The 24111-nt window shown below is 59.4% G+C and carries 26 protein-coding genes; 4 read left to right on the forward strand and 22 right to left on the reverse strand.

The genetic code is table 11. The annotated features are described in order from the left end of the window. Window positions 1-44: 44 nt before the first annotated feature. The gene (locus tag ACFPM8_RS08545) at window positions 45-521 is read left to right on the forward strand and encodes an OsmC family protein (protein WP_378997054.1); all 477 of its coding nucleotides are present in this window, start codon (window positions 45-47) and stop codon (window positions 519-521) included. Window positions 522-525: 4 nt separating this feature from the next. On the opposite strand, the gene ACFPM8_RS08550 is transcribed toward ACFPM8_RS08545, so the two are convergent. The 15 genes from ACFPM8_RS08550 to ACFPM8_RS08620 form a co-directional block, all read right to left on the reverse strand. Next, window positions 526-1152 (reverse strand): hypothetical protein, encoded by a 627-nt coding sequence (locus ACFPM8_RS08550; protein ID WP_378997056.1) that lies wholly within the window; start codon window positions 1150-1152, stop codon window positions 526-528. Between the two features lie 5 nt (window positions 1153-1157). Beyond that, window positions 1158-2252 (reverse strand): type III secretion system export apparatus subunit SctU, encoded by a 1095-nt coding sequence (gene sctU, locus ACFPM8_RS08555; protein ID WP_378997058.1) that lies wholly within the window; start codon window positions 2250-2252, stop codon window positions 1158-1160. Next, window positions 2249-3037, reverse strand: a complete 789-nt coding sequence (gene sctT, locus ACFPM8_RS08560) for a type III secretion system export apparatus subunit SctT (protein WP_378997060.1) — start codon at window positions 3035-3037, stop codon at window positions 2249-2251. The genes sctU and sctT overlap by 4 nt, the downstream gene beginning before the upstream one ends. A 26-nt stretch (window positions 3038-3063) precedes the next feature. Continuing rightward, complete coding sequence (sctS, locus tag ACFPM8_RS08565; RefSeq protein ID WP_378997062.1) at window positions 3064-3327, reverse strand: type III secretion system export apparatus subunit SctS; 264 nt, start codon at window positions 3325-3327, stop codon at window positions 3064-3066. Between the two features lie 490 nt (window positions 3328-3817). Further along, complete coding sequence (gene sctR, locus ACFPM8_RS08570) at window positions 3818-4477, reverse strand: type III secretion system export apparatus subunit SctR (protein ID WP_378997064.1); 660 nt, start codon at window positions 4475-4477, stop codon at window positions 3818-3820. Further along, a complete protein-coding gene (locus ACFPM8_RS08575; protein ID WP_378997066.1) occupies window positions 4471-5550 on the reverse strand; it encodes a FliM/FliN family flagellar motor switch protein in 1080 nt (359 codons plus the stop codon). Before ACFPM8_RS08575 ends, sctR begins: the two co-directional genes overlap by 7 nt. A gap of 67 nt (window positions 5551-5617) precedes the next feature. Further along, a complete protein-coding gene (locus tag ACFPM8_RS08580) occupies window positions 5618-6259 on the reverse strand; it encodes a hypothetical protein (protein ID WP_378997068.1) in 642 nt (213 codons plus the stop codon). A 1-nt stretch (window position 6260) separates the two neighbouring features. After that, entirely contained in the window at window positions 6261-6764 is a 504-nt protein-coding gene (locus ACFPM8_RS08585) for a hypothetical protein (RefSeq protein WP_378997070.1), read from the reverse strand. Continuing rightward, window positions 6761-8098 carry a FliI/YscN family ATPase gene (locus tag ACFPM8_RS08590; protein WP_378997436.1) on the reverse strand — a complete coding sequence of 446 codons (1338 nt, stop codon included), beginning with the start codon at window positions 8096-8098 and terminating at the stop codon, window positions 6761-6763. Before ACFPM8_RS08590 ends, ACFPM8_RS08585 begins: the two co-directional genes overlap by 4 nt. Window positions 8099-8136: 38 nt before the next feature. After that, on the reverse strand, window positions 8137-9186 hold the full coding sequence (locus tag ACFPM8_RS08595) for an FHA domain-containing protein (RefSeq protein WP_378997071.1): 1050 nt from the start codon (window positions 9184-9186) through the stop codon (window positions 8137-8139). A 574-nt stretch (window positions 9187-9760) separates the two neighbouring features. Then, window positions 9761-11848, reverse strand: coding sequence for a type III secretion system export apparatus subunit SctV (gene sctV / locus ACFPM8_RS08600; protein ID WP_378997072.1), 2088 nt, complete (start codon window positions 11846-11848; stop codon window positions 9761-9763). Beyond that, window positions 11845-12183 (reverse strand): hypothetical protein, encoded by a 339-nt coding sequence (locus ACFPM8_RS08605; RefSeq protein ID WP_378997073.1) that lies wholly within the window; start codon window positions 12181-12183, stop codon window positions 11845-11847. Before ACFPM8_RS08605 ends, sctV begins: the two co-directional genes overlap by 4 nt. Next, window positions 12180-12644 (reverse strand): hypothetical protein, encoded by a 465-nt coding sequence (locus ACFPM8_RS08610; RefSeq protein WP_378997074.1) that lies wholly within the window; start codon window positions 12642-12644, stop codon window positions 12180-12182. The genes ACFPM8_RS08605 and ACFPM8_RS08610 overlap by 4 nt, the downstream gene beginning before the upstream one ends. Then, a complete protein-coding gene (locus tag ACFPM8_RS08615) occupies window positions 12641-12979 on the reverse strand; it encodes a hypothetical protein (RefSeq protein ID WP_378997075.1) in 339 nt (112 codons plus the stop codon). The genes ACFPM8_RS08610 and ACFPM8_RS08615 overlap by 4 nt, the downstream gene beginning before the upstream one ends. Before the next feature lie 14 nt (window positions 12980-12993). Next, the gene (locus ACFPM8_RS08620; protein WP_378997076.1) at window positions 12994-14208 is read right to left on the reverse strand and encodes a hypothetical protein; all 1215 of its coding nucleotides are present in this window, start codon (window positions 14206-14208) and stop codon (window positions 12994-12996) included. Window positions 14209-15194: 986 nt separating this feature from the next. Between ACFPM8_RS08620 and ACFPM8_RS08625 the strand changes: the two genes are divergently transcribed. Continuing rightward, window positions 15195-15761 carry an RNA polymerase sigma factor gene (locus ACFPM8_RS08625; RefSeq protein ID WP_378997077.1) on the forward strand — a complete coding sequence of 189 codons (567 nt, stop codon included), beginning with the start codon at window positions 15195-15197 and terminating at the stop codon, window positions 15759-15761. Between the two features lie 282 nt (window positions 15762-16043). Here ACFPM8_RS08625 and ACFPM8_RS08630 read toward each other — a convergent pair whose 3' ends face one another. Together ACFPM8_RS08630 and ACFPM8_RS08635 are read right to left on the reverse strand one after the other, a co-directional pair. Continuing rightward, the gene (locus ACFPM8_RS08630) at window positions 16044-16499 is read right to left on the reverse strand and encodes a GNAT family N-acetyltransferase (protein ID WP_378997078.1); all 456 of its coding nucleotides are present in this window, start codon (window positions 16497-16499) and stop codon (window positions 16044-16046) included. 317 nt (window positions 16500-16816) lie between these two features. Further along, window positions 16817-17239, reverse strand: a complete 423-nt coding sequence (locus ACFPM8_RS08635; protein ID WP_378997079.1) for a hypothetical protein — start codon at window positions 17237-17239, stop codon at window positions 16817-16819. A 528-nt stretch (window positions 17240-17767) separates the two neighbouring features. On the opposite strand from ACFPM8_RS08635, the gene ACFPM8_RS08640 reads away from it, so the two are divergent. Then, on the forward strand, window positions 17768-17971 hold the full coding sequence (locus ACFPM8_RS08640) for a hypothetical protein (RefSeq protein WP_378997080.1): 204 nt from the start codon (window positions 17768-17770) through the stop codon (window positions 17969-17971). A 129-nt stretch (window positions 17972-18100) separates the two neighbouring features. Then, the gene (locus ACFPM8_RS08645; RefSeq protein WP_378997081.1) at window positions 18101-18310 is read left to right on the forward strand and encodes a hypothetical protein; all 210 of its coding nucleotides are present in this window, start codon (window positions 18101-18103) and stop codon (window positions 18308-18310) included. 725 nt (window positions 18311-19035) lie between these two features. Here ACFPM8_RS08645 and sctC read toward each other — a convergent pair. The 5 genes from sctC to ACFPM8_RS08670 all read right to left on the reverse strand — a co-directional run bounded on the left by sctC (window position 19036) and on the right by ACFPM8_RS08670 (window position 24107). Beyond that, complete coding sequence (sctC, locus tag ACFPM8_RS08650) at window positions 19036-21027, reverse strand: type III secretion system outer membrane ring subunit SctC (RefSeq protein WP_378997082.1); 1992 nt, start codon at window positions 21025-21027, stop codon at window positions 19036-19038. A 35-nt stretch (window positions 21028-21062) separates the two neighbouring features. After that, complete coding sequence (locus tag ACFPM8_RS08655) at window positions 21063-21518, reverse strand: hypothetical protein (protein WP_378997083.1); 456 nt, start codon at window positions 21516-21518, stop codon at window positions 21063-21065. Between the two features lie 4 nt (window positions 21519-21522). Next, on the reverse strand, window positions 21523-21750 hold the full coding sequence (locus ACFPM8_RS08660; RefSeq protein WP_378997084.1) for a hypothetical protein: 228 nt from the start codon (window positions 21748-21750) through the stop codon (window positions 21523-21525). A gap of 290 nt (window positions 21751-22040) precedes the next feature. Next, complete coding sequence (locus tag ACFPM8_RS08665) at window positions 22041-22724, reverse strand: lytic polysaccharide monooxygenase (protein WP_378997085.1); 684 nt, start codon at window positions 22722-22724, stop codon at window positions 22041-22043. A gap of 138 nt (window positions 22725-22862) precedes the next feature. Beyond that, entirely contained in the window at window positions 22863-24107 is a 1245-nt protein-coding gene (locus tag ACFPM8_RS08670) for a carbohydrate-binding protein (protein ID WP_378997087.1), read from the reverse strand. Between the last annotated feature and the right edge of the window lie 4 nt (window positions 24108-24111).

Consider the following 24111-nt stretch of genomic DNA (forward strand, 5'->3'; position numbering starts at 1 on the left):
AATGTCGCCGACTAGTGCCATGGTGCAACACGAAAGGAAAAATAATGTCCCACCAATACACAGCAGAAGTACTTTGGCTCCGCGGCGAGCAGGATTTCCTCGGTCATCGCTACAGCAGAAAGCACCTGCTGCGGTTTGACGGCGGCGTCGAGGTTCCGGGCTCCTCGTCCCCGCTTTCGGTTCCGCCGCCGATGTCCGATCCGGCAGCGGTCGATCCGGAGGAAGCATTCGTGTCCGCGCTGTCCAGCTGCCACATGCTGTGGTTCCTGGCCATCGCAGCCAAACGCAAGTTTTGCGTCGACCGCTATTTCGATGCGGCGGTGGGCGTCATGGACAAGAACGCCGAGGGCAAGATTGCGATGACCGTGGTCACGCTCCGGCCTGAAGTCCACTTCTCCGGCGAGCACATGCCGAGCCGCGAGGAAGTCGATCAAATGCACCACAGCGCACATGAAGAGTGCTACATCGCCAACTCGGTCAAGACCGAGGTGCGCTGCGAACCGGTGTATGCGACCCCGTAACGTGCTATAGCAAGCCGCCATCGCCGTCCGCGTGATACCCGCCGCAGTCCAAGGCATCGGACGGATCGCTGACATCGAGGTAGTCGCGGTCATCGCTGGCGCCGCGCTTGCTTGGCTTCACCGCCGGAATGGCTTCGTGCCTTTTGCTTAACAGCGGCGCGCGCAATGACACGCTGCCGGTCGCGCCACTCATGGCCAAATAGGCGGTCCGGTCGCTAATGCCAACCACCTCGACCGGCGGCGGCAGGTCGTCGGCGCCGAACGGAGCGTCAGTGCCGATCACGCTTGTCGGCCGTGCGCCGGCGCTGTCGATGTCGATCTCGCTCGCCGGCCGCGCACCGCCTGCGACTATCGCACTGGCCGTTCCGGCGCCGCCGGTCAGATCGGCAATCAGCCAGGCCAGGCCATCCGCCGTCAGCGCAGCATCGATGGCGCTGACCACCGCCTCGGCACCGGCCACCAGTGCCGGTTCAGGCAGGCAGGAGATCGGCTCCTGGTTCGCTGCCAGACTTTCTTGCAGTGACACCGAAGCGCTTGCATCGCGCGGCGCTTGCTTGATCTTTTCCTTATCTTTTATAGCGGACGGCCTGGGCGCTGCCGTGCCATGCGCTACTTTTGCAGGTGTGTTCATTCCGCTTATCCTCCCGGCATTTCGCCAAAACTTTCCAACTCAAATACCTGCCCCATCTGATCGGCATGGCGCAATTCCTCGACCACCGCATAAACGTGCGCCACCGCTTCGTAGGTCGATTTCGGGATCACCTGGTCGGCCTGGCCGGTGGCGTACAAGGCCCGCGCCAGCCACACATGACGGATCACCGGGATGCCGCACTCGCGCGCTCGCGCGATCATCGCCTGCGCGGTTTCATCCTTGCCTTTCGCCAGCACCATCGGCACCGGCACCTCGCTCGGGTCGTAGCGCATCGCGATCGCAAAGTGGGTCGGATTGACCACCACCGCGTTGGCGTTCTCGGTGTTGGCCACCGGCGCCGACATCGCCAGTTCCTGCGCAATATGCTTACGCATCCCCTTCACCATCGGATCGCCCTCCGATTCTTTATATTCGCGCTTGATATCGTCCATGCTCATCTTCAGCGAATTGGTGTGGGAGTATTTCTGCAGGCCGAAATCGACCAGCCCGAAGCACAGGCAAACCCCGGCCATGGTGCGAAACACCGAATGCAGAATGACGATAAAGCCGAAGTAAATATCCTTGGGCTCGCCGCCGGACAATTTGACGATGGTCGGCAGCTGTTCGCGAATCACGCTATACACCATCAGCCCGATCACCGCCGTCTTCAGCAGCATGAGCGCCACTTCGCCCAGCTTCTTTTTGGAAAAAAGCTGCTTCACGCCATTCACCGGATTCAATTTATCGAAACTCAGCTTGATCACTTCCGGCGAAATCAGCACCCCGAATTGCCCCCAAAAAGCCGACACGCCGACCACCGTACAGGTGACGAACAGCGTGCAAAATACCACCAGCAGCGTGGTGCCGGCCGCAGTCGCCATTTCCCACATCGCCTCCGGGAACGACTGTCCGACCCGCATGAAGGCCAGATTCATCATCGCCTGAATCGACTCGCGCCACATCTTTTCGGTGCCGAACGCCAGTTCGCCGACCGCCACCAGCGTGCACAATTTCGCCAGGTCGCGGCTGACCACCACTTGCCCGGATTTACGCGCGTCGTCGACCTTCTTGTCGGTGGGTTGTTCGGTCTTTTCGCTCACGGCCGCCCGCCCGCCTGCAACAGCTGCGCCGCCAGATCCAGCATGTGCGCAAAATCGTTGTTGACGTAATGCGACAGCGTCGCGAAATACGCCAACAGGATGAACAGTCCAGTCAGGCTCTTGATCGGCGACGACGCGAAGGATACCTGCAGGCCCGAGGCAAAGACGCCGATGATGGCAAAGCCGAAATCGATCAGCAGCAAAGGAATGATGACCGGCCCGCCATACACCACGATATGCCAGAAGAATTCGCCGAAGCGCTGCATCACCACTTCCATATGACCCGTCTCAAACGGCGGCATCAGGCTGAATGCCGGCCAGATGCCGTAACTGTCGATCGTGATGCGCACCAGCGGCACCAGCAGTCCGGCCTGGATCATGACCACCACCACCGCCTGCATCAGCAGCGAACCGGTAGCGCTGGCGTCGGGATCGCTGTTGGATTGAATCTGGATCGGCGAGCGTTGCGCATCCAGGATCGAACCGATAGCCTGCGCCACCCAGATCGGCATCGCCAGCAGCACGCCGAGCATGCCACCGATGGCGGCCTCTTTGAACGCCAGTGCGCCCGCCAGCAGGTAGCCCGGCTGGATCTCCTGCACAAAGGTATAAGTCGGCAACAGCGCCGGCAGGGCAATCGCGATCGCCACCGCGTTGCGGATAATCCCGACCAGGGTGCGGGAACCGAAGCACGGCAAAATCGCCAGGCATATATAAGAGCGCGGCGTAATCAGCGCCATCGACACCAGCAGGTTCTGGGCGTCGATAAAAAGTGTGGTCGCCATGATGCTCCGTGTGGTTGGCGATATGGCTATCGGCCGATGGTCGATACCAGCGACAGGCCGGTATCGGTAAGTTGGATGATTTCGCTGCCCAGCCAGCGCCCCATCAGGGCCAGCGTGACGGCGACCGAGATCAGTTTGACGATATAAGGCAGGGTCTGATCCTGGATTTGGGTGATGGCCTGGATGATGGAGATCAGGCAGCCGAACAGGGTGGCGACAATCAGCGGGGGGGCGGACATGGCGATGACTAGCCATAGGCCTTGTTGGAAATAATTTAGTGTATCGGGCATGGGGATTTCCTTTAATCAAACGGGCCGGTAGTTAATTGGGGTCAGAGTTTTTTTACGCGGATTTTTGCGTAAATTACTCTGACCCCTATTAACGGGCTACGGAGTACATGCGTTTGCACGGGTTTGTTTGGTAGCTAATACGGTTGCTACTCCGTGGATACAAGCCGGGGGTGGCCCGGCAGCCAGTCCCTTTTCTTGCTTCGCCAAGAAAAGGAACCAAAAGAAGGCGACCGCAAGCCACTGCCCTCCCGTTGGTCGGGTCCCCAAATGTGTCGTCTATCAGTCGGGCGTGAAGGCAAACTCGCTGCGCTCAGACAAGCCTTCCCACAATTCCCGACTGACAGCCGCCACATTTGGCAGCGTCCCAATGCGGAATGCACGTCAAAGGCAACGGCAACCACACCCCCCGTAGTGCGTAGGTTGAGCTGCAAAGCCCAACATTTCTTTAATCGCCGCCAAACGTTGGGCTTTGCAGCCCAACCTACGCCCCCTACAAATACGACATCGCCAACGCATTCAACAACTTACCCCAGCCATCGACCAGCACGAACAGCAACAGCTTGAGCGGGATCGAGATCGTTTGCGGGCTGACTTGTTGCATGCCCAGCGCCATCAGCAGGTTGCCGATCAACAGGTCGATCACGACAAACGGGATGTAGATCAGGAAGGCGATCTGGTAACCGGTTTGCAACTCGGATACGACGAACGCCGGGATCAGCACCAGCAAGTCGCTCGACGTGGCTTCGCGGGCAACGTCTTTCGGCCACAACTTTTTGGCGGAGTTGAGGAAGATTTCGCGTTGGTCCGGTTTGCTGAAGCGCAGCATGAAGTCGCGCAGCGGTTCGAACGCTTGCTTGGCCTGCTCCAGCATCGGCGCCGAACGGACGTCGACGTTGCGCGTCTCCACCGCCATCACGCGCTTGCCGATTTCCTGCACGGTGGGGGCCATGATGAAGACGCTCATCGCCAGCGAGATGCCGTAAATCGCCAGAGTCGGCGGCACTTGCTGGACCCCGATGGCGTTGCGCAGCACCAGCAATACCAATGAAATTTTCAGGAACGATGTGGTCGTCACTACAATCAGCGGCACCAGCGACAGCAGTCCGAGCAGGACCGCGAACGAGACGACATCGGTTTGACCGTTCAGCATGCGCCGGCCCACTGCACGATGCGAATCCCGAGCTGGGCGCCGACTTCGACCAGTTCGCCGCGTCCAAGCGTGCGGCCGGCCACTACAATCGCCACCGATTCCGGCGAGCCGCCGTTGATCTGCAGGATGTTGCCGGCCGCCAGCGTGCGCAACTCGCCCAGCGTCATGGAGACCTGCCCCATCCGGAATTCAAGCAGCACCGGCACCTGATCCAATGTGGTGTACGGCCCGCCGTCCTCGGTTGCCGCTGGCGGCAAATCGGCGCCGGCTGACACTTGATCAAATTCTTGTTGGTAATCGGTTTGTTCCAATTTTTTCTCCAGAGTGATGATTTGCAGCGAGCAAGGCGCTAAATATTGAACCCGGGCGGCGACGCTCCCCAAACCGAGATCGCCTTCGCCGCCGCACAGGAAACGCGGGGTAGCAGGCACGATCACGTCGCCGGCCTGAAGGCCTGACAGTGCCGATGCCTCCAGCGCATGACTAGCCAGCGAGACCGGCCACGACAGCGTCAGATCGGCCCAGTGATCGAACGCATCCGGGGCGTTGCGCCAGCCGCCGTCCGACAGCCAGGCCAGCATGGCGCCAGCCTCGGCCCGTATCTCGGAAATCACCGCATGCTGCGCGCTGCGCACCACCAGTTGCAGCGCGACGCCATCGGAAAATGTTGTTTGAGCGCCGCGCATGAGTTGGGTAGCAGCGGCAAACGGGGTCGCCTGCAAGCGCCCCAGCACGGCCGCCTGCAGCCACTGCGCAGCGTCGCCATCGACCGGCGCATCGCCCAAGTCGATCCCGCTCAGCGCCCGCATTACGCGCACGCCCTGGGTCAATTGAATGCTGCCGTAAGGGCCGACCAGGGTCAGCGCATCGGTAGTCGCTGTCATGCTCTCGCCGTTAGCGACTAAGAACAAGCTGAGCGCAATGTCGCCCTCGGCAGACGATTGGCGGATATGGCGGCCGCGCCCGATCCGGCGCGACAGCGTCGCCTGCTCGGGCGATATGCTGGCGAATGCGCTGATCGCAACCGCTACGGCATCCCCGGCATCGGGCGTATTGATAAAAAAATCTGGCATGGCGAGCCTTCGGAAAAATGGTCCGCGCTGTCAGTAGAATGCTCTCCTGACGGAGGGGTCCGGCGAATTACAGTATGGTGAGATCCAAATCTCTTCCCATACGTCGCGCCAGACGCCCTTCCAGTTCCATTCGGCCGCGTTTTAATTGCTCGCCCAGGGCCGCGCTCGACGGCGACAACAGCAAACTGGTCTTGTTCGGCATGCGGTTAACCACGACGCCCAGGCTGTCGCCATTGCCCAGTATCAGCTCGAAGATGCCGTGCTCGCCGGCCATCGGCAGGATGGCGTCGGCCAAGGTATCGAGTTCCAGCCCTTGCTCCTGCAATGCGGCTGCCTTGGCAACAGACGACACCTCGCCGGCGTCGGCCGAGTCGCTACCGTCCTGTTCCTGCCCCTGTTGTTGCCGCGGCAGATTCGGCTGATGCAGCGGCAAGCCTTCGCCCATTAGCGGGCCATCCTCGCCCCAGCCATCGTCTTCTGCGGCGGCTCTTGCTTGCGCTCCGGCGCGCCGCAGCGCGGTTTTATTCGGCACAGCATTGGTCGCGCTGCGCACCGTAGCCGGCGTAGGCGCAGGTGCAGCGGCTGCACTAGCGGCTGGGCGTGCTTTGGGCGTGAAAGGCGAGGCTGGCGGCGAGGCACGCCGCTGGTTCTGCTGATGATGGACCGGCGGCAGGGGCGGCTTATGCACGCTGTGGTGTACGTTCGACATCTCAATCGTCCTCCGGTGGTCGTTGCAGTCTTATCTCATCACGCAAAATCGACAATTTTTCCAGCTGCCGCCGGGCCTCGGACAAATGCCGGTTGGCGTCGAAAAACGTGCGGCCGGCGCTGCGGCAGACCGCCACCGTTTGACGCGCCTGCTGGCGCAACAGCGCGGCGGACTGCTTCAAGCGCTCGTACACCGCTTTGCTCTGACGGAATTGACCACTGCTCGTCGCCATCTTGAAAAAACCGGCCCGCGCTTGCTGCCAGTAATCCTGCGCCTGCGCCACGGCATCGCTCCAGCCCTGCTTTTCCTGGCGCAGCCGGGTGCGCTGCTGGCGCCATTGCTGGCGCGCTTCGATCCGCTCGAACTCCAGCCGGTCCAGCCGCTGGCGCCGCACGCCGATCAGCTTGTCCAGGCTTTTGTCTTCCTTTTTCTTCTCGGCGACATCGATCGGCTCGCGCTTTGAACGCTTGCGGCCCATGCTGTCGCAGCTTTGGCGAGCACTCATGCCGCCAATGCCGCAAGCCGTTCCTGCGTCTCGTCGATGGCCGAAGATTCACGCGTGTCCTGGCGCAGGAAATCCATCTGTGCCGGCCGCAATTGCACCGCCCGATCCGCCAGCGCATCGCGCCCGGGTTTGTATTCGCCGAGCCGGATCAGCAACTCCATCTCTTGATACTGGGTCAGCAGCTGGCGGAACTGCGAGGCCGCCTTGCGCTGTTCCGAACTACTAACGTTGCTCATCACGCGGCTGATGCTGGCCAACACGTCAATCGCCGGATAATGCCCCTGCTCCGCCAGTTTGCGGGTCAGGATGATATGTCCGTCCAACAGCGAGCGCGCCTCGTCGCCGATCGGGTCGGAACTGTTCTCACCATCCACCAGTACCGTATACAGAGCCGTGATCGAGCCCGAAGCGACATTGCCGGCGCGCTCGATCAGGCGCGGCAGCATGGTATACACCGATGGCGTAAAGCCGCCGCGCGCCGGCGGCTCTCCCGCGGCCAGACCGATCTCGCGCTGGGCCCGCGCAAAACGGGTCAGCGAATCCACCAGCAGCAGCACATTCTTGCCGCGGGCGCGAAACGCCTCGGCGATGGCGGTCGCGGTAAATGCGGCACGCGAACGCTCCATCGAGGTGCGGTCCGAGGTAGCGCAGACGATGATGGTTTTTTTCACCAGCTCGGCATCCAGCTCATGCTCCAGGAATTCATTGAGCTCGCGGCCGCGTTCGCCGATCAGGCCGAAGACGATGGCATCGGCGTGGCAACCGCGGGAGATCGCCGCCATCAGCGTGGTCTTGCCGCAACCGGGACCGGCGAACACACCGATCCGCTGGCCGCGCCCCATCGTCAGCAAACCGTCGATCGCCCGCACCCCGGTCGGCAGCAAGGTCGCAATCCGCGGCCGGTCGGTGGCCTTGGGCGCGTCGCGGATCACCGGCACCGTCTCGCGCCAGGTCGAGACCACTTCCGACGCCGCAGGCGCCCGGAACTGCATGCGGCCAAAGCCGTCCAGTACCCCGCCGAACAAATGGTCGCCGACCTCGATCGTGTGCATCCGCCGCAGCGGCTCGATCACGGTGCGGGTGGACACCCCTTCCAGCGGGCTAAGGGCCGACAGGATCGCGGCACGGTCGGTAAAGCCGACCACCTCGGCCAGCATCGGCTTATCCGGCTGGGCCGGATTGATCAGCTGGCATAACTCGCCGATTTCAACCGGCGGCATATGCGCCTCGATCAAGGTCCCCAACACTTGCGCCACCTTGCCGTGACTGCTGAATCCTGGTGTCGCCGGCAAGCGCCGCAGCCAGCCGGCGGCTTGCGCGCCGACCTGCGCCAGCGTCCGCTCCTGAGCGGCAGCATGGTCCACTGCGACGTTCACCAGCGCACCTCGACCTTGCGCTTGCCGTTAAATACCAGATGGTTATCCTGGATCGAGACCACCTTCATGCCGTGCGATTCGTCGCCGACATACAGCCGCTCGCCATCCTCCGTCACGACACTGGCGTTGGCGCCCGAGATGACTTGACGGATCGTGAACGGCAACATGTTTTCCGCGCCCACCACCCGCGCCCGCACCGGGAAGCTGATGTGATTCTCTTTGATAAATGCGGCCAATACCCGCTCGAAACGCGCCGCCTCATCATCGTCCAGGTCGGCCCGCATGTCCCATGCGTGGTCGCCCAAAGTCAGGTCGAAACGGCTGAGCAGATCGGCACTGGACAAGCGACGCCGGAAAGCCTTGCGCAACTGCTCCGGCGTCAGCTCGGCACTGCCGGCGGTGCCGCCGATGCCGAATTCGCGCTCGAAGCGATCGGCGCCAGCCGGTTTGAGACCCAGTTCTTTGGCGATATCTGCCTTTTTCGGCGCGGGTATGGCAGGCGGCTTGGAACTGATCGCGTAGGCCGCTGCCGCGCATAGCACGGTCAGCACGCCGATCGACGCGTACAGCATTTTGCGGATGCCGCCGCGTTTGGCGGTGCGCGGAGCTTGTTCTGCCATGCTTGTCGTCGCATCGTCCGCCGACGCCGCCTCTGTGCTCGCCGGCGCCTCCGTTGTCAGCGCCAGCGGTTGCTCCAGTTCGGTCGGATCGAAGCGCCCCAATCCGCTATCGAGCGGAACCGCTTGCCAAGCCTCGCCTTCAACCGCCACGACCAGCCATACATGACCGAGACGGACACACTCGCCGGGCACCAGATCCAGCACCTTCTGCGCCTGTTCGCCGTCGCTCGAATACAGTGGACCGCTGTCGGCCGCCAATATCCAGCCGGTATCGGATCGGCTCAACGTCGCATGACGTTCGGCCACGCCAGGATCGACCAGCACCACATCGGCCGTTTCGCTGGAACCGATCACCAGCGGATGATCATCCAGCGGCAGTGTCGCGCCCCGATGCAGGCCGTTCAAAATTCGCAGTTCGTACATCATGCTATGGCTCTCGTGAGTTGGATTTGCGGGTATTGCTGATGAGTGGCGCGTGAGCGGTGCGGGTTCCATCCGATTGGCATTGCTGGTGTATGGATTATTTTCGGAGACTGATTGCGATAGAGGGTAGGCGGTTGCGGTTGCGGTTGCGGTTGCGGTTGACGTTGCTGTTGACGTTGCTTTTGACGTGCATTCCGCATTGGGACGCTGCCAAATGTGGCGGCTGTCAGTCGGGAATTGTGGGAAGGCTTGTCTGAGCGCAGCGAGTTTGCCTTCACACCCGACTGATAGACGGCACATTTGGGGACCTGACCGAAGGGAAGGCAGTGGCTTTGCGGTCGCCTTCTTTTGCTTACTTTTCTTGGCGAAGCAAGAAAAGTGAGTGGCTGCCGGGCCACCCCCGGCTTGCATCCACGGAGTAGCAACCGAATTAGCTCCCCCAAAAAACTGAACAACCGAATGCAACCGTCCACACTCCGTAGCCCGTCACACAGGGACACAGTAATTCGGCACGCTGCGGCGTCTCATAAACTATGTCCCCGGGTGACTCCTTTCGCGGCGAAGTCCCCAGAGGTGCCTATAACTCAACCATGCCGACCGGCTGTAGCCGCGAGTGCTGGGTCAATTCCGAAAACGCGAATACCGGAATCGCAAAAAACTCTTCTTCAATCATCTTGCGCACAGCGCGCCGGATGTCTGCTGCAGTCACCAATACCGGCGTCGCGGCGGCGGTGCCGCCGGTGCCGACCAGTTCGCCGAGCTTGTCGAGAATCATCTGCTCTATGTCAGGCGCAATATCCAGGTAACTGCCCTGACTGGTCTGGCGCATCGCATTGCGCAAGGTGTCTTCCAGTTCGGGCGACAGCAACACCACTTCGATCAAGCCGTCGCGCGCGACTTCGTGACACAGCTGACGCTTCAGGGCCAGCCGCACATAGTCGGCCACGATGTCGGGATCGCGCTCCTTGGGCGACCACTCCAGCACCGTCTCCAGGATCAGGCGGATATTGCGCAAGGACACGCCTTCCTTCGCCAGTCTTTGCATCACCTCGGCCAGACGCGGATGGGTCACCCCTTTGGCCAGCTCTTTCGCCAACCCCGGCACCCGGCGCTCGGCCCAGTCGGCGAAGCGATGGACTTCCTGCACCCCGAGAAACATCTGACAGTTGCGCATCATTTCGACTTCGACATCGGCCGCAAACACCTTCTCCCAAGGTTCGTGCAGGACGCCGGCTTCGGTCAGCTGTTCCGGCTGATCGTTCTGGACCCAGACTCGACGCCGCCGGGTGCCGGCCAGGCCGTCCTCGACGGCACTGAAACCCAGCTCTTCCAGCCGCTCGACCGACTCGACCGTTGCCGCATAGCCGGCGCGAATCTCGGCATCGACCAGCGGCACTTCCGACATCAGGAAGTGAATCCGTCCTTCAGGGACATGCTGCGAATACTCGAAATCGATGATCGGCAAATCGGGAATGCCGCGCCGCAGCAGCACGTCGTTACGCATGACTCTTACCGCGGTATTGATCTTTGCCGCGATCGGCGTGTCTTTGAGCGCGGTCGGCATGCGGATCATGAACGGCCGAGTCGCAGCGAAGGTCAGAAGATCGGACACTCCCGGTTTGGATGATGCATTTTCGCGGCGCTGCATTTCCGTGCGCGCTTTCGGCAACAATAATCCGACCGCGCCGCCGGCACACAGGCCGGCCCCCAGCAAAAAGAAAACCACGGTCGGCATGCCCGGGATCAGGCCGAACAACAGCATGATCACGCTGGCGGTGATTAAGGCCTTCGGTTCGCTGAACAACTCGCCCACAATGTCTTGCCCGATATTGCTTTTCTCTTCGCCTTCGGCACCATCGTCGCGCGTGACGCGGGTGGTGATCATGCCGGCCGTCAGCGAAATCAGCAGCGCCGGGATTTGCGCGATCAACGCATCGCCGATGGTCAGTACCGAGTACACCCGCATCGCTTCGCCGGCAGCCATCTGGTGCTGCAGCACGCCGATCGAGATACCGCCGATCAGGTTCACCGCAACAATGAAAATGCCTGCAATCGCATCCCCCTTGACGAACTTCATGGCGCCGTCCATCGCCCCATGCAGCTTGCTTTCGGTGGCAAGTTCGGAGCGTTTGGCTTTGGCTTCATCCGGCGTCAACAAACCCGAGCGCAAATCGCTGTCGATCGACATTTGCTTGCCCGGCATCGCATCGAGAGAAAAGCGGGCCGCGACCTCGGACACCCGTTCGGAACCTTTGGTAATGACGATGAATTGCACCACCGTCAAAATCAGGAACACCACCAGGCCGACCACCAGGTTGCCGCCCACCACAAAATTACCAAAGGTCTCGACGATATGACCGGCGTTTGCTTCCAGCAAGATCTGGCGCGTGGTGGAAACCTCCAGCGCCAGCCGGAACAGCGTGGTAATCAGCAATACCGTAGGAAAAGTGGAAAATGCGGTCGGTCCCGACATATACATCGACACCACCACCATCAAGCCGGCGGAGCACAGATTGACCGCGATCAGGATATCCAGCAGCCAGATCGGCATCGGCAGCACCAGCATCATGACGATCGCGATGACGACCGCCGCCGCCATCAGTTCGGCACGTTTTGCGACCTCCCCCGCAAAGTCGTTTACGCGTATTACCAGTTCGTGCATCATGCGGCGCTCCGGCTGTCGTCCCAACGCTGTTGAGCACGGCGGAACACCAGCCCGGACCACTCCGGACAGGCGGCGCTGTGCAAGGCTGCCAGCGTGTCCGGCTGCAACGGATAGCCCAGTTCCACCGCCGCGTAGGCGGACATCAGGCGCGGGGTCGGCTGATCTGGCCAGACACAGAGGCAGGCGATTGCCAGTTGATAGGCGGGTTCAAATTGGCGCGCACTCAGATGACCCCAGATCAGGCCGATGGCCAGCACCAATTCCGCCGGCATGGGCGCGGACTTGACCGCGGGCTTGGTTGTCAACTCGATTGCGGATTGCGTTGCAGGCATCATCGTCTTTCCTTGTTACTGTCGAGGTCCAGCATGTCGAGTTCCGACATGCGCAGTTGCTGCAGGCGCAGACGCAGCGTAACGGCGTGTTCCACCACCGAGATCGCGGCCAGACACGGACCGCGCTCGGCCCGATCCAGCGTCAGCGAATGCGCCACCAGCACTTTTTGCAGGTCGCGCATGCGCGGCACCGGGTCGCCGCTCCAGGCCGGATTGGCGACTGTCAGCAGCGGGCCGAGGAAATCGGTCAGCGGCGCCAGCGGACGATCCACCAAGTGCGTCGGCTGCGCCAGGGCAGCCGCTAGCTGGTTGAAATCCTGGTCGGCAATTTCCGCGGCGTCGGCTGTCGTCGTACGCAGCGTCTGACGCGTGACCCGGGCCGGCTCCAGATTGCGGATATCACCGGCGGTGCCAGCAATCGACCGGCCGCCGCCACGCGGCAATCCGCCGCCGACCGCATTCATGCCAGCAATTCCTGCGCCGCCGCCAAGTCCAGCGTAGCCGAATCGAGGGCATTCTGCGCCGGATCGCTGGCGTCAAGACGGCTCACCAAAAAATAGCTACCGTCCACGAACATCGACGGCAACCAGCTGCCGTAACGCGCCATCTGTTGCCCGCGACGGCGCAATACCAGTTCGGCATCCACCACGTGGCCACTTTTGCCGTCGTAACCGATGCCGACCAGCACGCCGTCATCCAATGGATAGGCCAGCAAGGTCATGCCGTTAGCGGCCAGCTGACTGGCGACGGCACGCTCGCTGCGCGCGGTGAGGATCAGGTTGGATAGTTGTTTTTGCATATATTCTCCGCTAGCTAGGTTGCTGATCTTGCCGGGGCTGCCGGGGTGCTTGCCCGTAACTGTTTTTCAAGTGCGGCTTCGGCCGTGTTTGCGGATGCTACCGCCGAAGCCTGGCCGCCATGTCCGCGCAATGCGACCAGCAGGTCGGCCCGTTGCCCCATCGATTCTTGCGGCCAAAAGCGCAGCGGCAGCGTGTCTACCGCATGCGCCAACAGGCGCGACACCTGCGCTTGCTGGGCCGGGGTTCTGGCTTGATTGCCATTGATCGTCTTTAGCAGCTCCGACTTGGACTTAGCGACATCCTGCCCCGGTGCGCGCAACAGCTCGATGCTGGTTTCCGCTTCGGTTTTGTGCGGCGTCATTCCGGACACCGCAAGTTTCCCGTGCAAATCGCGGCCAATCGCCAAGCTGGACTGGATCGCGTTGTAACTGCCTGCATCCGACATCGACAGCCACATGCGCGGGGCTTGATTGCTGCCATGCGAGGAGCGCAAAGGCGCGCTCATGACAGAGCGCAATTGTGCCAGCCCGGCGACAAAATGTTGCGGGCCGAATTTATTTAGCAGCGTATCCGCCAGTTCGGACGCAGCGAACGGCTTGACTTGTTTATCTCCCGCCCTGCCCCCGAACATGTCGCGGATCTGATTCAGTGCCGCCGGATCGCGGTGGCGATCGGCCTTCGCCAATGCCCCCATGCGGTCGATTGCGGTCTCGAATGCCTCGGCCTGCGGCAGCGCGCTTTTAAGTGCATCGCCATGCTTTTCTTCCAAGCGCGAGATGGCCTGCTTCAGACCTTCGCTGTCCTTGCCGTCGCTCTTTTCCAGTGCTCGGCGCAGCAGCGTGTGCTGTTCCAGCGCGTCGTATTTGCCCTCCAGCCAGGCATCGAGCTTCTCTCCGCCGCCCTCCTTCAGGTGTCTGATAGCCTGATTCGCGGTAAAGCCCAGATCATCATCATCGTCATCATCATGGCTGTCTGGCGAATTGACCGCGGTCCGGTTGACTCCCGATTTTTTTTGCGGGCGCTGCGGCGATGCATTCCGCGGCGACTTCAAGACGTTCTGATGCCCTTGGGCTTGATGGTGCCGGTGAGGATGGTGGTGCACATTGTTTTGGGCGTCAAATTCGGCCTTCCCGGTGATGTTGACCGGCGCCGTCGGATTGGCCGCATTCGATTCGCTCGTGGCGAACACCATGGTGCGGGAGGTGGCATTGATATTGAGATCAGTCATACCTAGTCAGTGGTGGAATCCGGCGTTCGGTTCCATTGGGGCGATGCGGATTTCGTGTTGAGCGTTGCGTGGCGGGTCACGGAGCCCCGAGGGTTGCTTGTGTCGGTCTTGACGATCTCAGCTTTTCGCCCTGACGGCGGCCACAAAAAGTAGCTCACCGGGGTCAGAGCTTTTTTTACGGCAGTCTTATCGCCGTAAATTACTCTGACCCCGCTGAGCGGGCTACGGAGTACGGAGGGTTGCTTTTGCGTGCTGCTGTCTTGGCGCACTCAGCTTTTCGCCCTGACGGCGACTCCCTTTATTTTGCTTAGTCACCCGGGGACATAGTTTGTGAGGCACTGCAGCGTGCCGAATTACTGTGTCCCTGAGTGACGGACCACGGAGCGCCCAGGGTTGCTGTTACGGTTGTGCTCTTGGCGGACTCAGCTTTTCGCCCTGACGGCGACTCCCTTTATTTTGCTTCGCCAAAATAAAGTAAGCAAACAAAAGGCGACCGCAAGCCACTGCCCTCCCGCTGGTCGGGTCCCCAAATGTGTCGTCTATCAGTCGGGTGTGAAGGCAAACTCGCTTCGCTCAAACATGCCTTCCCACAATTCCCGCCTGACAGCCGCCACATTTGGCAGCGTCCCAATGCGGAATTCAACGTCAACAACAACCCCTCGGCGCTCCGTGGTCCGTTAATCGGGTACACAGTAATTCGGCACGCTGCGGTGCCTCTTAAACTATGTCCCCGATTAACTACAAAGGCTGTGGGTTTTGAAGAGACGTTGAATCTGCTATTGAAACGTTCTGGCACAACCTGCCTTTACTTTGAATTTTTCTAAAACCACTCTTGGAATTTTTAGAAATCCTCTAAAAACCCATCCTATTTTTTAATGCATTTCCTTTATTTTCAATGACTTACAAATTCAAACAGCAATGGCACAGGGGTTGCGAATACATGGTCACGCCCGCCAAGTGGCGCGTTTCCAGGAGCAACCTTCAAAATGTCATCGATCACTGTCACGCCAGAAACCACCCTCTTCCAAACCGCTGGCGATGCCGGCGCATCCGCTGTACCCCACATCGATATCGATCACCTGTACCGCACCCACCACCAGCATCTTTACCGCTTCGTGCAGCGCTATGTGCGCAATATCGAAGATGCGGAAGACGTGGTGCAAAACACCTTTCTCGAAGCGGCCCGTTGCGCCGACCGCTTCAGCGGACTGTCCAAGCCGTCCACCTGGCTGTTCGGGATCGCGCTCAATCTGGCGCGCAACCAGGTGCGCCGCAATTTCGCCGATCCTTGCGATGCGATTGATGAAGAAATTCTGGAACAGGTAGTCGACCTGAACTCGGATCCGGCCGAACTGATCGAGCGGCGTCAAATCGTTGGCATGGTGCAGTCGTTGCTGGAAGAAATTCCCGCAAAGCTGCGCAGCACATTTGAAGCTGTGCTCGACGGCGAAAGCACCTATCAGCTGGCGGCAGAACAACTGCAGATTCCGATCGGCACAGTGCGCTCGCGAGTGTCACGCTTACGCGGCCAGATTCGCGCGCAGTTGGCTTGAAGCGCAGTGCGGCTGCGGATTCGGAACCTGTTGAGCTATACATTGGATTGGTCCGGGTACGGATACAACGATGATCTAGCTCAATGGGGCAACGGTTCTTACGCAGATTGCCGCGTTAGTAGTCCTTCCCGCTGAACGGACGATGGGAAGCGAGCACGCGTATCGGAAATTTTCCTGCCAACGCGGCTGTTCTTTTTTCGTTAACGTAAATTGGGGTCAGCGTTTTTCGGCAATCAAACCACCTGAAAAACGTTGACCCCAATTCACTACGCAACCAGATCGCTAACCGGAGTTCCCGGTTCTTGCCGAGCGGGGTTGGCGCAAATGCTCAACATATTTAGCACTAAGCTCGAAACCGACGAAAATACCCTTGACACCGGTACGCTTGAAATTACTCCGCTCCAAGAAGCGGATGCATTTATCGTTGTTTATGGCGACATCGACAGAAACGGGATCCTGCAACGAAAATAACCAGTTTAGTGTGGGCATCCATAACAAGGCCCAGCGTCCGTGATACTCCGGCAGTACCGCCATATGCGCCTTCTTCTCATGCAGCAGCATACCGCCAACCATCTTGCCATCGATTTCGAAGCCAACCGAAGGACTATTGGCATAATGGGCGATAAACATTTCTCTTGTGAAGTTTAGACTGCGAAACCATTCGGGGTCGTACATTTGAATCTCGGCATCGTACATGACGCCAAAATCCGCTTTATCGGTCAAACGTAAATTTGCCACAGCCCCCCCCTTTTTTGATCAAGTAATGTGTGCCGCAAAGAGCACGCCCTGCGCTCTCTGCGACTAATCACCACTGGCGCCGATTTAGCCGTCGATGGGCTTTCCCTCAGTAAGGTGCGGCCGTGGTGGTGGCGGTGGTGGTGGTGGTGGTGTGATCCCGCCGAGGATTGCTGGTAAAAGCTTAGCTACAACTGCGCCCATAGTATTTCTCCTAAAAGTTAGTTAATCACGCATCATATTGCGCATCTATATGTGGTGAAGAATGCGGCCGTTGTTCCATCTTCCGAAGAATTTATTTGTATTCGGCATCGCTTGCTTCACGCACGCTCCGCAGCTGCGCCGGAGATCACGCAAAACCAATCGTACGCATCCTCGGAAAGATCGAGGATGGCATCCAGCACGCTGCGCTCGTCCGGCAAATCCAGCACCGGCACCAGCCGCACCACGACGAAACGTCCCTGATCGGCATGCCAGAAAAATTCGCCGCCGCCGGCGATTCCAGGATAACCACCGATGCTCACGGCATGCAGCACGTCAAGGTAGCCGGCTTGCTCCTGGCGCGGCAGCAAAGCGGTAATGGACAAGCTTGGCCCTGGACTGTCCAGCAGCAACGAGGTGACCGTCAGGACCGTCCCCAATTGCAGCTCGATCACTGGCACCGCATAGCGGATATCGGCTTGGCCGACATACTCGACCATCTCATGCAGAAAACGTTGCATGCGGCCGACCGCTTCGTCCATCGGTTCGTCCTGTTTTTTTGTTTGATTTTGGTAAGGCAAAATAATGGCTTGGTTGATTCAAGTGTCTGGTCGACGCCTGCTTTTAATCGGTTGTTACGGCGTTTCGGCAGCTATCAGGTAGTTCAGATCGCCTGCCTCCATCACCCGGACCGGCAATGTGCCGGCGGTACGCAATACGCTTATGAGCACCTCTAAAAACCTACTGCAGGGTTTGGCAAACTCGCCAATCTCTGGGCCGTGATGCTCGCCGTACAGTCGTACGACTGCAGGTGCTGCACGTTCATCGCCCAGACCTTGGACCGCTCGCTACGGTTTTAGAGGTGCCCTTATGGGTGATGAAAAACTTGTCAAAGTTCCCAGAACAAGCAATTTCCAGGCGCAGCGCTCGGATTGCCGACAAATTTCAAGCGAAACAATGAAAGGCACGGAACCAGGCGATGGTTTGATGCCACCTACTTTGGACTGCAGAAAGCAAGTAATAAAACAGTCAAATTCACTTATTCAACTTGATACCGAAAGGATATATATATGGCTGGCCCAAACCTCACAAATTTCACGCAAGACGCGCTAAACGCGTGGCGCGCAGCAGATTCATTAAATCAACAGCGACAAATGGCTGAAATTGAGCACCAAGAAGGCGAAAACGCTATTGCCGGTGCAAAAGTCAATTTGGCGCGCAATCAAATGCGTCGCTACAACGATGGTCAGAAAGCCATGGGGCAACTTGGATAACCCACGTCCGTCATAAAGTGACACGGCCAAATTTTGTCCATGTCATGGCAATGCAAGCTGAAGGTGCTCATCGCGTTCACGAGCACCTTCTTTACGTTTAAACATTGACTCTTCCTTGGAGATTTAAATATGGACACATCGGCATATAGCTTCAGCCAAACCCAATCCAATCTTCTCAACGCCAACCTTGACAAAAATGCCGCCGACGTCAACGCCCAGATGGCACAGCTGGAACAACAGGCGATGGACGATGCGCTCTGGAGAATGGCACAAAACAACATCATGGCAAAAATGAAGGGCCTCAACACGCTGGCCAAATCGGCCAACGAAATGTCCTGACCCGAACAATCGCAAACGGCACATCTGATATTTCGCAAGCCGCGATCAGATGTGCATCCCTCCTCCAAACGCGACACGCCCCGCGGCCCAAGCACTGACTGCGGCCGGCAATCTCATCACAAAACTTTTCGCGTAGTTCCTGCCTTTTCCCTGCTGAAAAAATAGTTAATAGCGTTATCGAGAACTACGTTTATGAGGTGCGGCAGCGCGCCGAATTACATTGTCTCGCCCCGAACCACGGAGCGCCGAGGGGTTGCTGTTGACGTTGCTGTTGACGTTGCTGTTGACGTTGCTGTTGACGTTGCTGTCGACGTCGAATTCCGCATTGAGACGCTGCCAAATGGGACGGCTATCAGTCGGGAATTGTGGGAAGACATGTTTGAGCGCAGCGAGTTTGTCTTCACACCCGACTGATAGCTGGCACATTTGGGGACTCGACCAACGGGAGGGCAGTGGCTTGCGGTCGCCTTTTGTTTGCTTACTTTATTTTGGCGAAGCAAAATAAAGTAAGTCGCCGTCAGGGCGAAAAGCTGAGATCGTCAAGACCAGCAAACATAAAACAACACCTCGGCGCTCCGTGGTCCGTTAATAGGGGACAGAGTAATTCGACGCGCTACGGCGTCTCTCAAACTCTGTCCCCTATTAACTCCAGCAGGTCGCCGCCAGGGCGAAACACCGTGACCTACTTCGAATCGCCAGACTTGCTTGCCACCGTCATGCCAGAACTAGTGGACTGTAGCAAGCAAGCGCGGCGTGATCACAAATGGCATTTCTCGATGCTGCGCGGTTTCAACCCGATTACTCTCTACCGGCAACGGCATCGGCACCGCCTTCGACTGCGGAGCAGGCACGCCGGCAGGCAGTTTCGGGACACCGGCAGGCAGCGCAGGAAGCGGAAGAGCGACAGCCGGCCCGCTTTCAGGAATGGCGGCCGCCCGACCGCCAACAGGAATAGACATAGTCGTAGCCGGGACAGCAAACGAAACCGGAGCTGGAACCGCAGCAACCGGATCATCGCTCGCCGGCACCAGCCGGCGCGCCTGTTCCGAGGCGCTGGACCTGGCTGCGGCCGGGATGCCGGAGGCGCCGATCAAGCGCGGCGTGATCAGGAACAGCCGCTCGCGATTCTTGGTCGATGAAGCGCTGTTGCGAAACAAGCCCCCCAGCACCGGAATATCGCCCAGGAACGGAACCTTTTTCAGGTCCTGCGTGGTCGATTCCTGGTGATAGCCGCCTATCATCAGCGTTTGCTGTTGTTCGATAATCGCCTGGGTACTGACCGTCGAACGAGTCGCGTTGGTCTTGCCGGAAACATTGCCCAGCACGCCGTCTTCGATATCGATATCCATCCGGACCCGCGTATTGGCCCCTTCCCGCACAATCCGCGGCAATACTTTCAGCATGGTGCCGGCGGTCACATTGACCACATCGGCCACCCGTTCGCCGACCAGCGGCAGGTACACGGTTTGACTGAGATCCAGCACGGCAGCGACATTGTCCAGGGTCATCACGGTCGGTTTGGCCAGCACATGCGCTTCGCCGGTGCCTTCCATGGCCTTGAGCCGGGCGTAAAAGCTGGCGGCATTCTTAATCAACAAGGTCGAGCCAGGCAGCGGCAAATTGACGCCCTGCGAATCGGCGCCGCTACCGTTGACGGTGGCATTGATGGCGCCCAGCGCAAAGCTCCATTCAGCGCCCATTTCAGCCAGCTTGTTGCGGTCGATATCGACGATCAGCGCCTCGATTTCGACCTGCTGCGGTTCGATATCGATTTCGGCAATCAGGTTCTGGTACATCTCGCGCTTGTTGGCATTGTCGTAAATGATGATGGCGTTCAGCGACGAATCGGCCTCGATCCGCGGCGCGCCATTTTTCATTTTTGGACGGTTGCCATCGCCTTCGTCGCCATTGTCGTAGTCGTTGCGCGCCAACTTATCGCCGCCCTGCATGCGGCCAGTGTCGTCGCTGCGCGGGCTCTTCAGCTCGCGTGCAGCGCCCGCTCCCAGCCCGTTCCGGCGCGAACGCGCGCCGTGCAGATCGAGTCTGTCGCGATCGTCGGCGGCGCTGGCCTGGCTATCCTTGGTCAACAGGTTGGTGAGTATGGTTTTGATGCCGGGTACTTTTTCTTGCTGGCCGCGGGTACTGATGACGCGGTCCGTGGCGCTGGCGTATTTCAGACGGAACACCATCACCTGCTTGCCCTGGCTGACCGCTTTTTTACCGTCCGTCAGCAAAGTGGTGCGCACCAGATTGACGTATTCACGCGGGCCGCTGACCACCACTACCCCTTCATCCGGAATTTCGCCCCAGCCGAAGCGGCTGTCGAACAAGCCAAGTCCGACCAGCGCCGCCTTGGCATCGCCCACCGCGTCTTCGCCGATTTCCAGCCGCATCGATTGGTAATCGTCGCCCGGCACGATGTTGAGCGTGTCGTTGTAGACGAACCAGCGGAACTTGTGGCCCAGCGACAACCGCTCCAGAAATTCGCTGCCGGTCGCGCCCTGCACCCGACCTTTCAATACCATATCCGCGGAGGCACTGATCGCAACGTGCACCCCGTAAGCGGAGCCGAATTCCTGCAGCACCTGGCGCAGCGTCATGCCGCTGGCATTGATGGCAAAGCTGGAATCCTTCCAGTTGGCAGGCACGGCGGCATTGGCATACGGAGCGCCGACCAGCAGCGCAGCGATCAACGATCGCATCAAGAAGCGTTTCATGCTGGAGCCTGTTTGCAATTTGTGGGAAGCACTCATCATTTTCCTGTTGCCATCAACATACGCAGGCGCTGTTCGGTCCGGTCCAACGCGGACGCGGGTGCGGCCGACACGCTAGTCACGCTCGCCTTGGGAGCGAACATCGCGCGCCAGGCCGCCAATTGGGTCAACAGGTTTTCAAGCGGCTGGGCCGCTTGTTGCCAGCTGCGTATACCGGGCAACCACTGAGTCAACCTCAGGCTATCGCCATCGGCGTGGTCGGCGTGATAGGCCAGACCGGCGTCATATGCCAGCGCATTGGAAAACCCCTGCTGCAGCGCCTGCCGGATCTGCTCCCCGGTAGGCGCCGTTTCCAACACCGCGCCCAACTCGGCGCCGTCGGCATGGGCTTTCAAATAGATCGACTCGCCGTCGATATCGATCATGCAGCCCATTGCTTGCTGCGCCAGCCATGTTTGAAAGTCGTCGCTATCCATTGCATCCATCCCGTTCATCAACTTAACGGCTTTCCGTCATCACCGTTTTCAGCGGCTTTTCGTTGAGCTTGAGCTGGGCTTCCATCACCTTTTGCGTGACGGTGCGCTGCTCCAGCATTTTGAGAAACTCGGCGCCGTCGCCTGCTTCGCCTTTGGCCTGGCCCTGAAGATAGACATCCATCTGTTGATTGGCGTCATCCAGCTTATTACTGAGGCGACGTATGACGGGCATGGTTTGGTTGATCGACATAGGATCTCCTTACGATTGAGGTTGGCTCGAACGCGGTGCGGTTCGATCTATGGATGAGTGGCGCCTGACGCCAAACAGTTCGGTTTCGGCGTGAATTTTCTGCGGGAGATGTGAAGTGATCGGAACAGTGTCCGATCAACGCCAGCTACATTTGCGGTCGGCGTTGCAAGGCGGGATTGGATGAGTTAAACGGGGTCAGAGTTTTTTTACGCAGGGTTATCGCATAAATTACTCTGACCCCGTTTAACGGACAACGGAGTGAGGAAGCTTGCGTTCGGTTGCTGGGGTGACTAGCGATGCGTCGCACCAAAAGGATTAGCCATCACCCGTTCGGCATTCGCGCCGGCGCCGGACTGGCCCTTCTTCAACGCCGTCGCGGCCGGCTGGATGTCGGCGTCGATGACCTGGTAGAACGCGTTGCCGGTATCGGCGATATTCCAGGTCGCCAGAATCACGTGGTAGCCGCTGCGGTCGGACGGAATGCGGCAAGTGTGGGTTACGCGCTTGCTGCTGGGCGGCTTGGAATTGCCTTCGACGAAGCAGAACGGCTGCAGCTCGAAAGAATCGCGCGACAGCGGCTGACTTGAATCCCAGCCCGGCTTGGTAATGTAATAGCGCCAATCGGTGGTGGCGTGGAGCGCGGTAAAGTTCCAGGTGAAGAAATTCTTATCGGTCTTCAACGGCACCGTCTGCCAACGCGTCGGGCTTTGCACGTTGAGTTCCGAAAACCGATCCACCCCGCCCGCCGCTATCGTGCCGTCAAGCGGCCCGACAGCGGGGAATCCTTTGGGACCTTCAACGCTTTGCGGTTCGTATTGGATCTCGCCGCAATCGGTGTTTGCCCCGGTCTGGCACATGCGGGCCCGGGATTTGGGCGAGTCGATATAACCGTGCGCCTGCGCCAGCAGCGGCGACAACAGCGCCAGCGGCAAGGCTAGCTTGATCAGGCGTGACATGGACAATGAAGTATTCATATGAGCTCCAGTTATCAAGGACGCGACCGGCATCAATTTGCGGTCACGATCAGTCATGGCGAAACAGAATGAAAAACATCGGAGCGCTCATCCGGTCCTGCATCGCCGGACCGGATGAGCTTGCGTCAAATCACCCGCTCACAGCCCCAGACTGGACGCAAAGCGGTTGGTAAAGCCGAGCGTGCCGGCCTGACCGTAGCTGTTGCAGGTCGAACTGGCAGCCCCCGGCGGGCAGTCGTTGTCGCGGTCGAACGACCAGTAATGGACGCCGACCAGGCCGTACTGCTTGACGAAGGCCGACATGGTGGCGACATCGGCATTGGTGAACACTTCGTCCTGGGTATCGTTACCGCCTATCATTGGCGTCAGTTCGATCTGGTTGAACGGCACGCCGTAGTAGTTGTGCAAGTTGATCGCCGCTTGGTTGGCCGACTTGCCCATATCGCACAAACCGTTGCTGCCGATGGTGCAATTGCCGGCCGATGCGCTGCCGTAGTCCATCACCATCAGGTTGATGGTGTAGTTCTGCAAGCCGTAATTCTTGATCGCATTCATCACCACCACGCCGGTATCGCCCAGGCTTTGCGGCGAGTTGCCGCCCAGCGTGGCCAGCGTGAAGCTGAAGCGCAGCTTGGGATAGTTACGCTGTGCGGTCATCACGCGCAGGATCAGGTTATTGATCACGTCCTGACTCTGCCCTGCTTCGATGTCGAAATCGACACCCAGCATGTTGGGGCTGTAGTAGGTCTTGATGAACTTGTCGAAGCCGGCGTCCGAGCCGCAAGTGAAGGCCCCATTGGCACCGCCGGTGGAAATGATGTAAGTCTTGCCGGCGCGGACCGTGGCCTGGACGTTATTGTCGGCCACCTGGGCTGGCGTCAGTCCGGCCCAGTTTTCGCTGCCGCATTCGCCGGTGGCAAAGGACCAGGTCAAAGTGTTGAGCTTGGCCGGCATCACGCTCAGCACCGGCAACAGCGAACCAGTCACCGAGGTCGAAATGACGTTGGTATTCCAGTTCATATTGGTGGTGATGTCCTTATATGCGCTGAAAACCAGGCTGCCTGGCTTGGGAGGCGGTGGTGGCGGTGGTGGCGGAGGAGGAGGCGGCGGCGTGGTGCTAATCACCCATGGCCCCCATTGATCGGTGCCGGGCACATTCCCTTGCGTCCACCATTTGGCGGTATAGGTACTGCCTTGGTAAGTGGCGCATTGGCCGGCGGTATAGATCGCTGTCGCATTCCATGCCGAGCAAGTATCCGCAGCCGCAACCTGCCTGGCCCCTGCCTGCGTCCCGGCAGCGCCGTGCAGGACACCGCCATATGCCGCCGCGATCGCACTGCTTGAAAGGCAGATCGCAAGGCCTTTTAATATTCTCGCTTTCAATTTC

It is taken from the genome of Paraherbaspirillum soli (assembly GCF_042654985.1).
In the GTDB taxonomy this organism is placed as follows: Bacteria; Pseudomonadota; Gammaproteobacteria; order Burkholderiales; family Burkholderiaceae_D; genus Paraherbaspirillum; species Paraherbaspirillum soli.

Excerpts from the sequence above, each read along its gene's own strand:
- ACFPM8_RS08605 (WP_378997073.1), bottom strand. The coding sequence starts at position 12,183 with ATGATGCCTGCAACGCAATCCGCAATCGAGTTGACAACCAAGCCCGCG.
- sctR (WP_378997064.1), bottom strand. The coding sequence starts at position 4,477 with ATGCTGAACGGTCAAACCGATGTCGTCTCGTTCGCGGTCCTGCTCGGA.
- ACFPM8_RS08595 (WP_378997071.1), bottom strand. The coding sequence starts at position 9,186 with ATGATGTACGAACTGCGAATTTTGAACGGCCTGCATCGGGGCGCGACA.
- sctC (WP_378997082.1), bottom strand. The coding sequence starts at position 21,027 with ATGAAACGCTTCTTGATGCGATCGTTGATCGCTGCGCTGCTGGTCGGC.
- ACFPM8_RS08610 (WP_378997074.1), bottom strand. The coding sequence starts at position 12,644 with ATGAATGCGGTCGGCGGCGGATTGCCGCGTGGCGGCGGCCGGTCGATT.
- ACFPM8_RS08635 (WP_378997079.1), bottom strand. The coding sequence starts at position 17,239 with ATGGACGAAGCGGTCGGCCGCATGCAACGTTTTCTGCATGAGATGGTC.
- ACFPM8_RS08580 (WP_378997068.1), bottom strand. The coding sequence starts at position 6,259 with ATGTCGAACGTACACCACAGCGTGCATAAGCCGCCCCTGCCGCCGGTC.
- ACFPM8_RS08550 (WP_378997056.1), bottom strand. The coding sequence starts at position 1,152 with ATGAACACACCTGCAAAAGTAGCGCATGGCACGGCAGCGCCCAGGCCG.
- ACFPM8_RS08585 (WP_378997070.1), bottom strand. The coding sequence starts at position 6,764 with ATGAGTGCTCGCCAAAGCTGCGACAGCATGGGCCGCAAGCGTTCAAAG.
- ACFPM8_RS08665 (WP_378997085.1), bottom strand. The coding sequence starts at position 22,724 with ATGAATACTTCATTGTCCATGTCACGCCTGATCAAGCTAGCCTTGCCG.
- ACFPM8_RS08655 (WP_378997083.1), bottom strand. The coding sequence starts at position 21,518 with ATGAACGGGATGGATGCAATGGATAGCGACGACTTTCAAACATGGCTG.
- sctT (WP_378997060.1), bottom strand. The coding sequence starts at position 3,037 with ATGGCGACCACACTTTTTATCGACGCCCAGAACCTGCTGGTGTCGATG.
- sctS (WP_378997062.1), bottom strand. The coding sequence starts at position 3,327 with ATGCCCGATACACTAAATTATTTCCAACAAGGCCTATGGCTAGTCATC.
- ACFPM8_RS08645 (WP_378997081.1), top strand. The coding sequence starts at position 18,101 with ATGGACACATCGGCATATAGCTTCAGCCAAACCCAATCCAATCTTCTC.
- sctV (WP_378997072.1), bottom strand. The coding sequence starts at position 11,848 with ATGATGCACGAACTGGTAATACGCGTAAACGACTTTGCGGGGGAGGTC.
- ACFPM8_RS08620 (WP_378997076.1), bottom strand. The coding sequence starts at position 14,208 with ATGACTGATCTCAATATCAATGCCACCTCCCGCACCATGGTGTTCGCC.
- ACFPM8_RS08660 (WP_378997084.1), bottom strand. The coding sequence starts at position 21,750 with ATGTCGATCAACCAAACCATGCCCGTCATACGTCGCCTCAGTAATAAG.
- ACFPM8_RS08575 (WP_378997066.1), bottom strand. The coding sequence starts at position 5,550 with ATGCCAGATTTTTTTATCAATACGCCCGATGCCGGGGATGCCGTAGCG.
- ACFPM8_RS08625 (WP_378997077.1), top strand. The coding sequence starts at position 15,195 with ATGTCATCGATCACTGTCACGCCAGAAACCACCCTCTTCCAAACCGCT.
- ACFPM8_RS08615 (WP_378997075.1), bottom strand. The coding sequence starts at position 12,979 with ATGCAAAAACAACTATCCAACCTGATCCTCACCGCGCGCAGCGAGCGT.
- ACFPM8_RS08545 (WP_378997054.1), top strand. The coding sequence starts at position 45 with ATGTCCCACCAATACACAGCAGAAGTACTTTGGCTCCGCGGCGAGCAG.
- ACFPM8_RS08640 (WP_378997080.1), top strand. The coding sequence starts at position 17,768 with ATGGCTGGCCCAAACCTCACAAATTTCACGCAAGACGCGCTAAACGCG.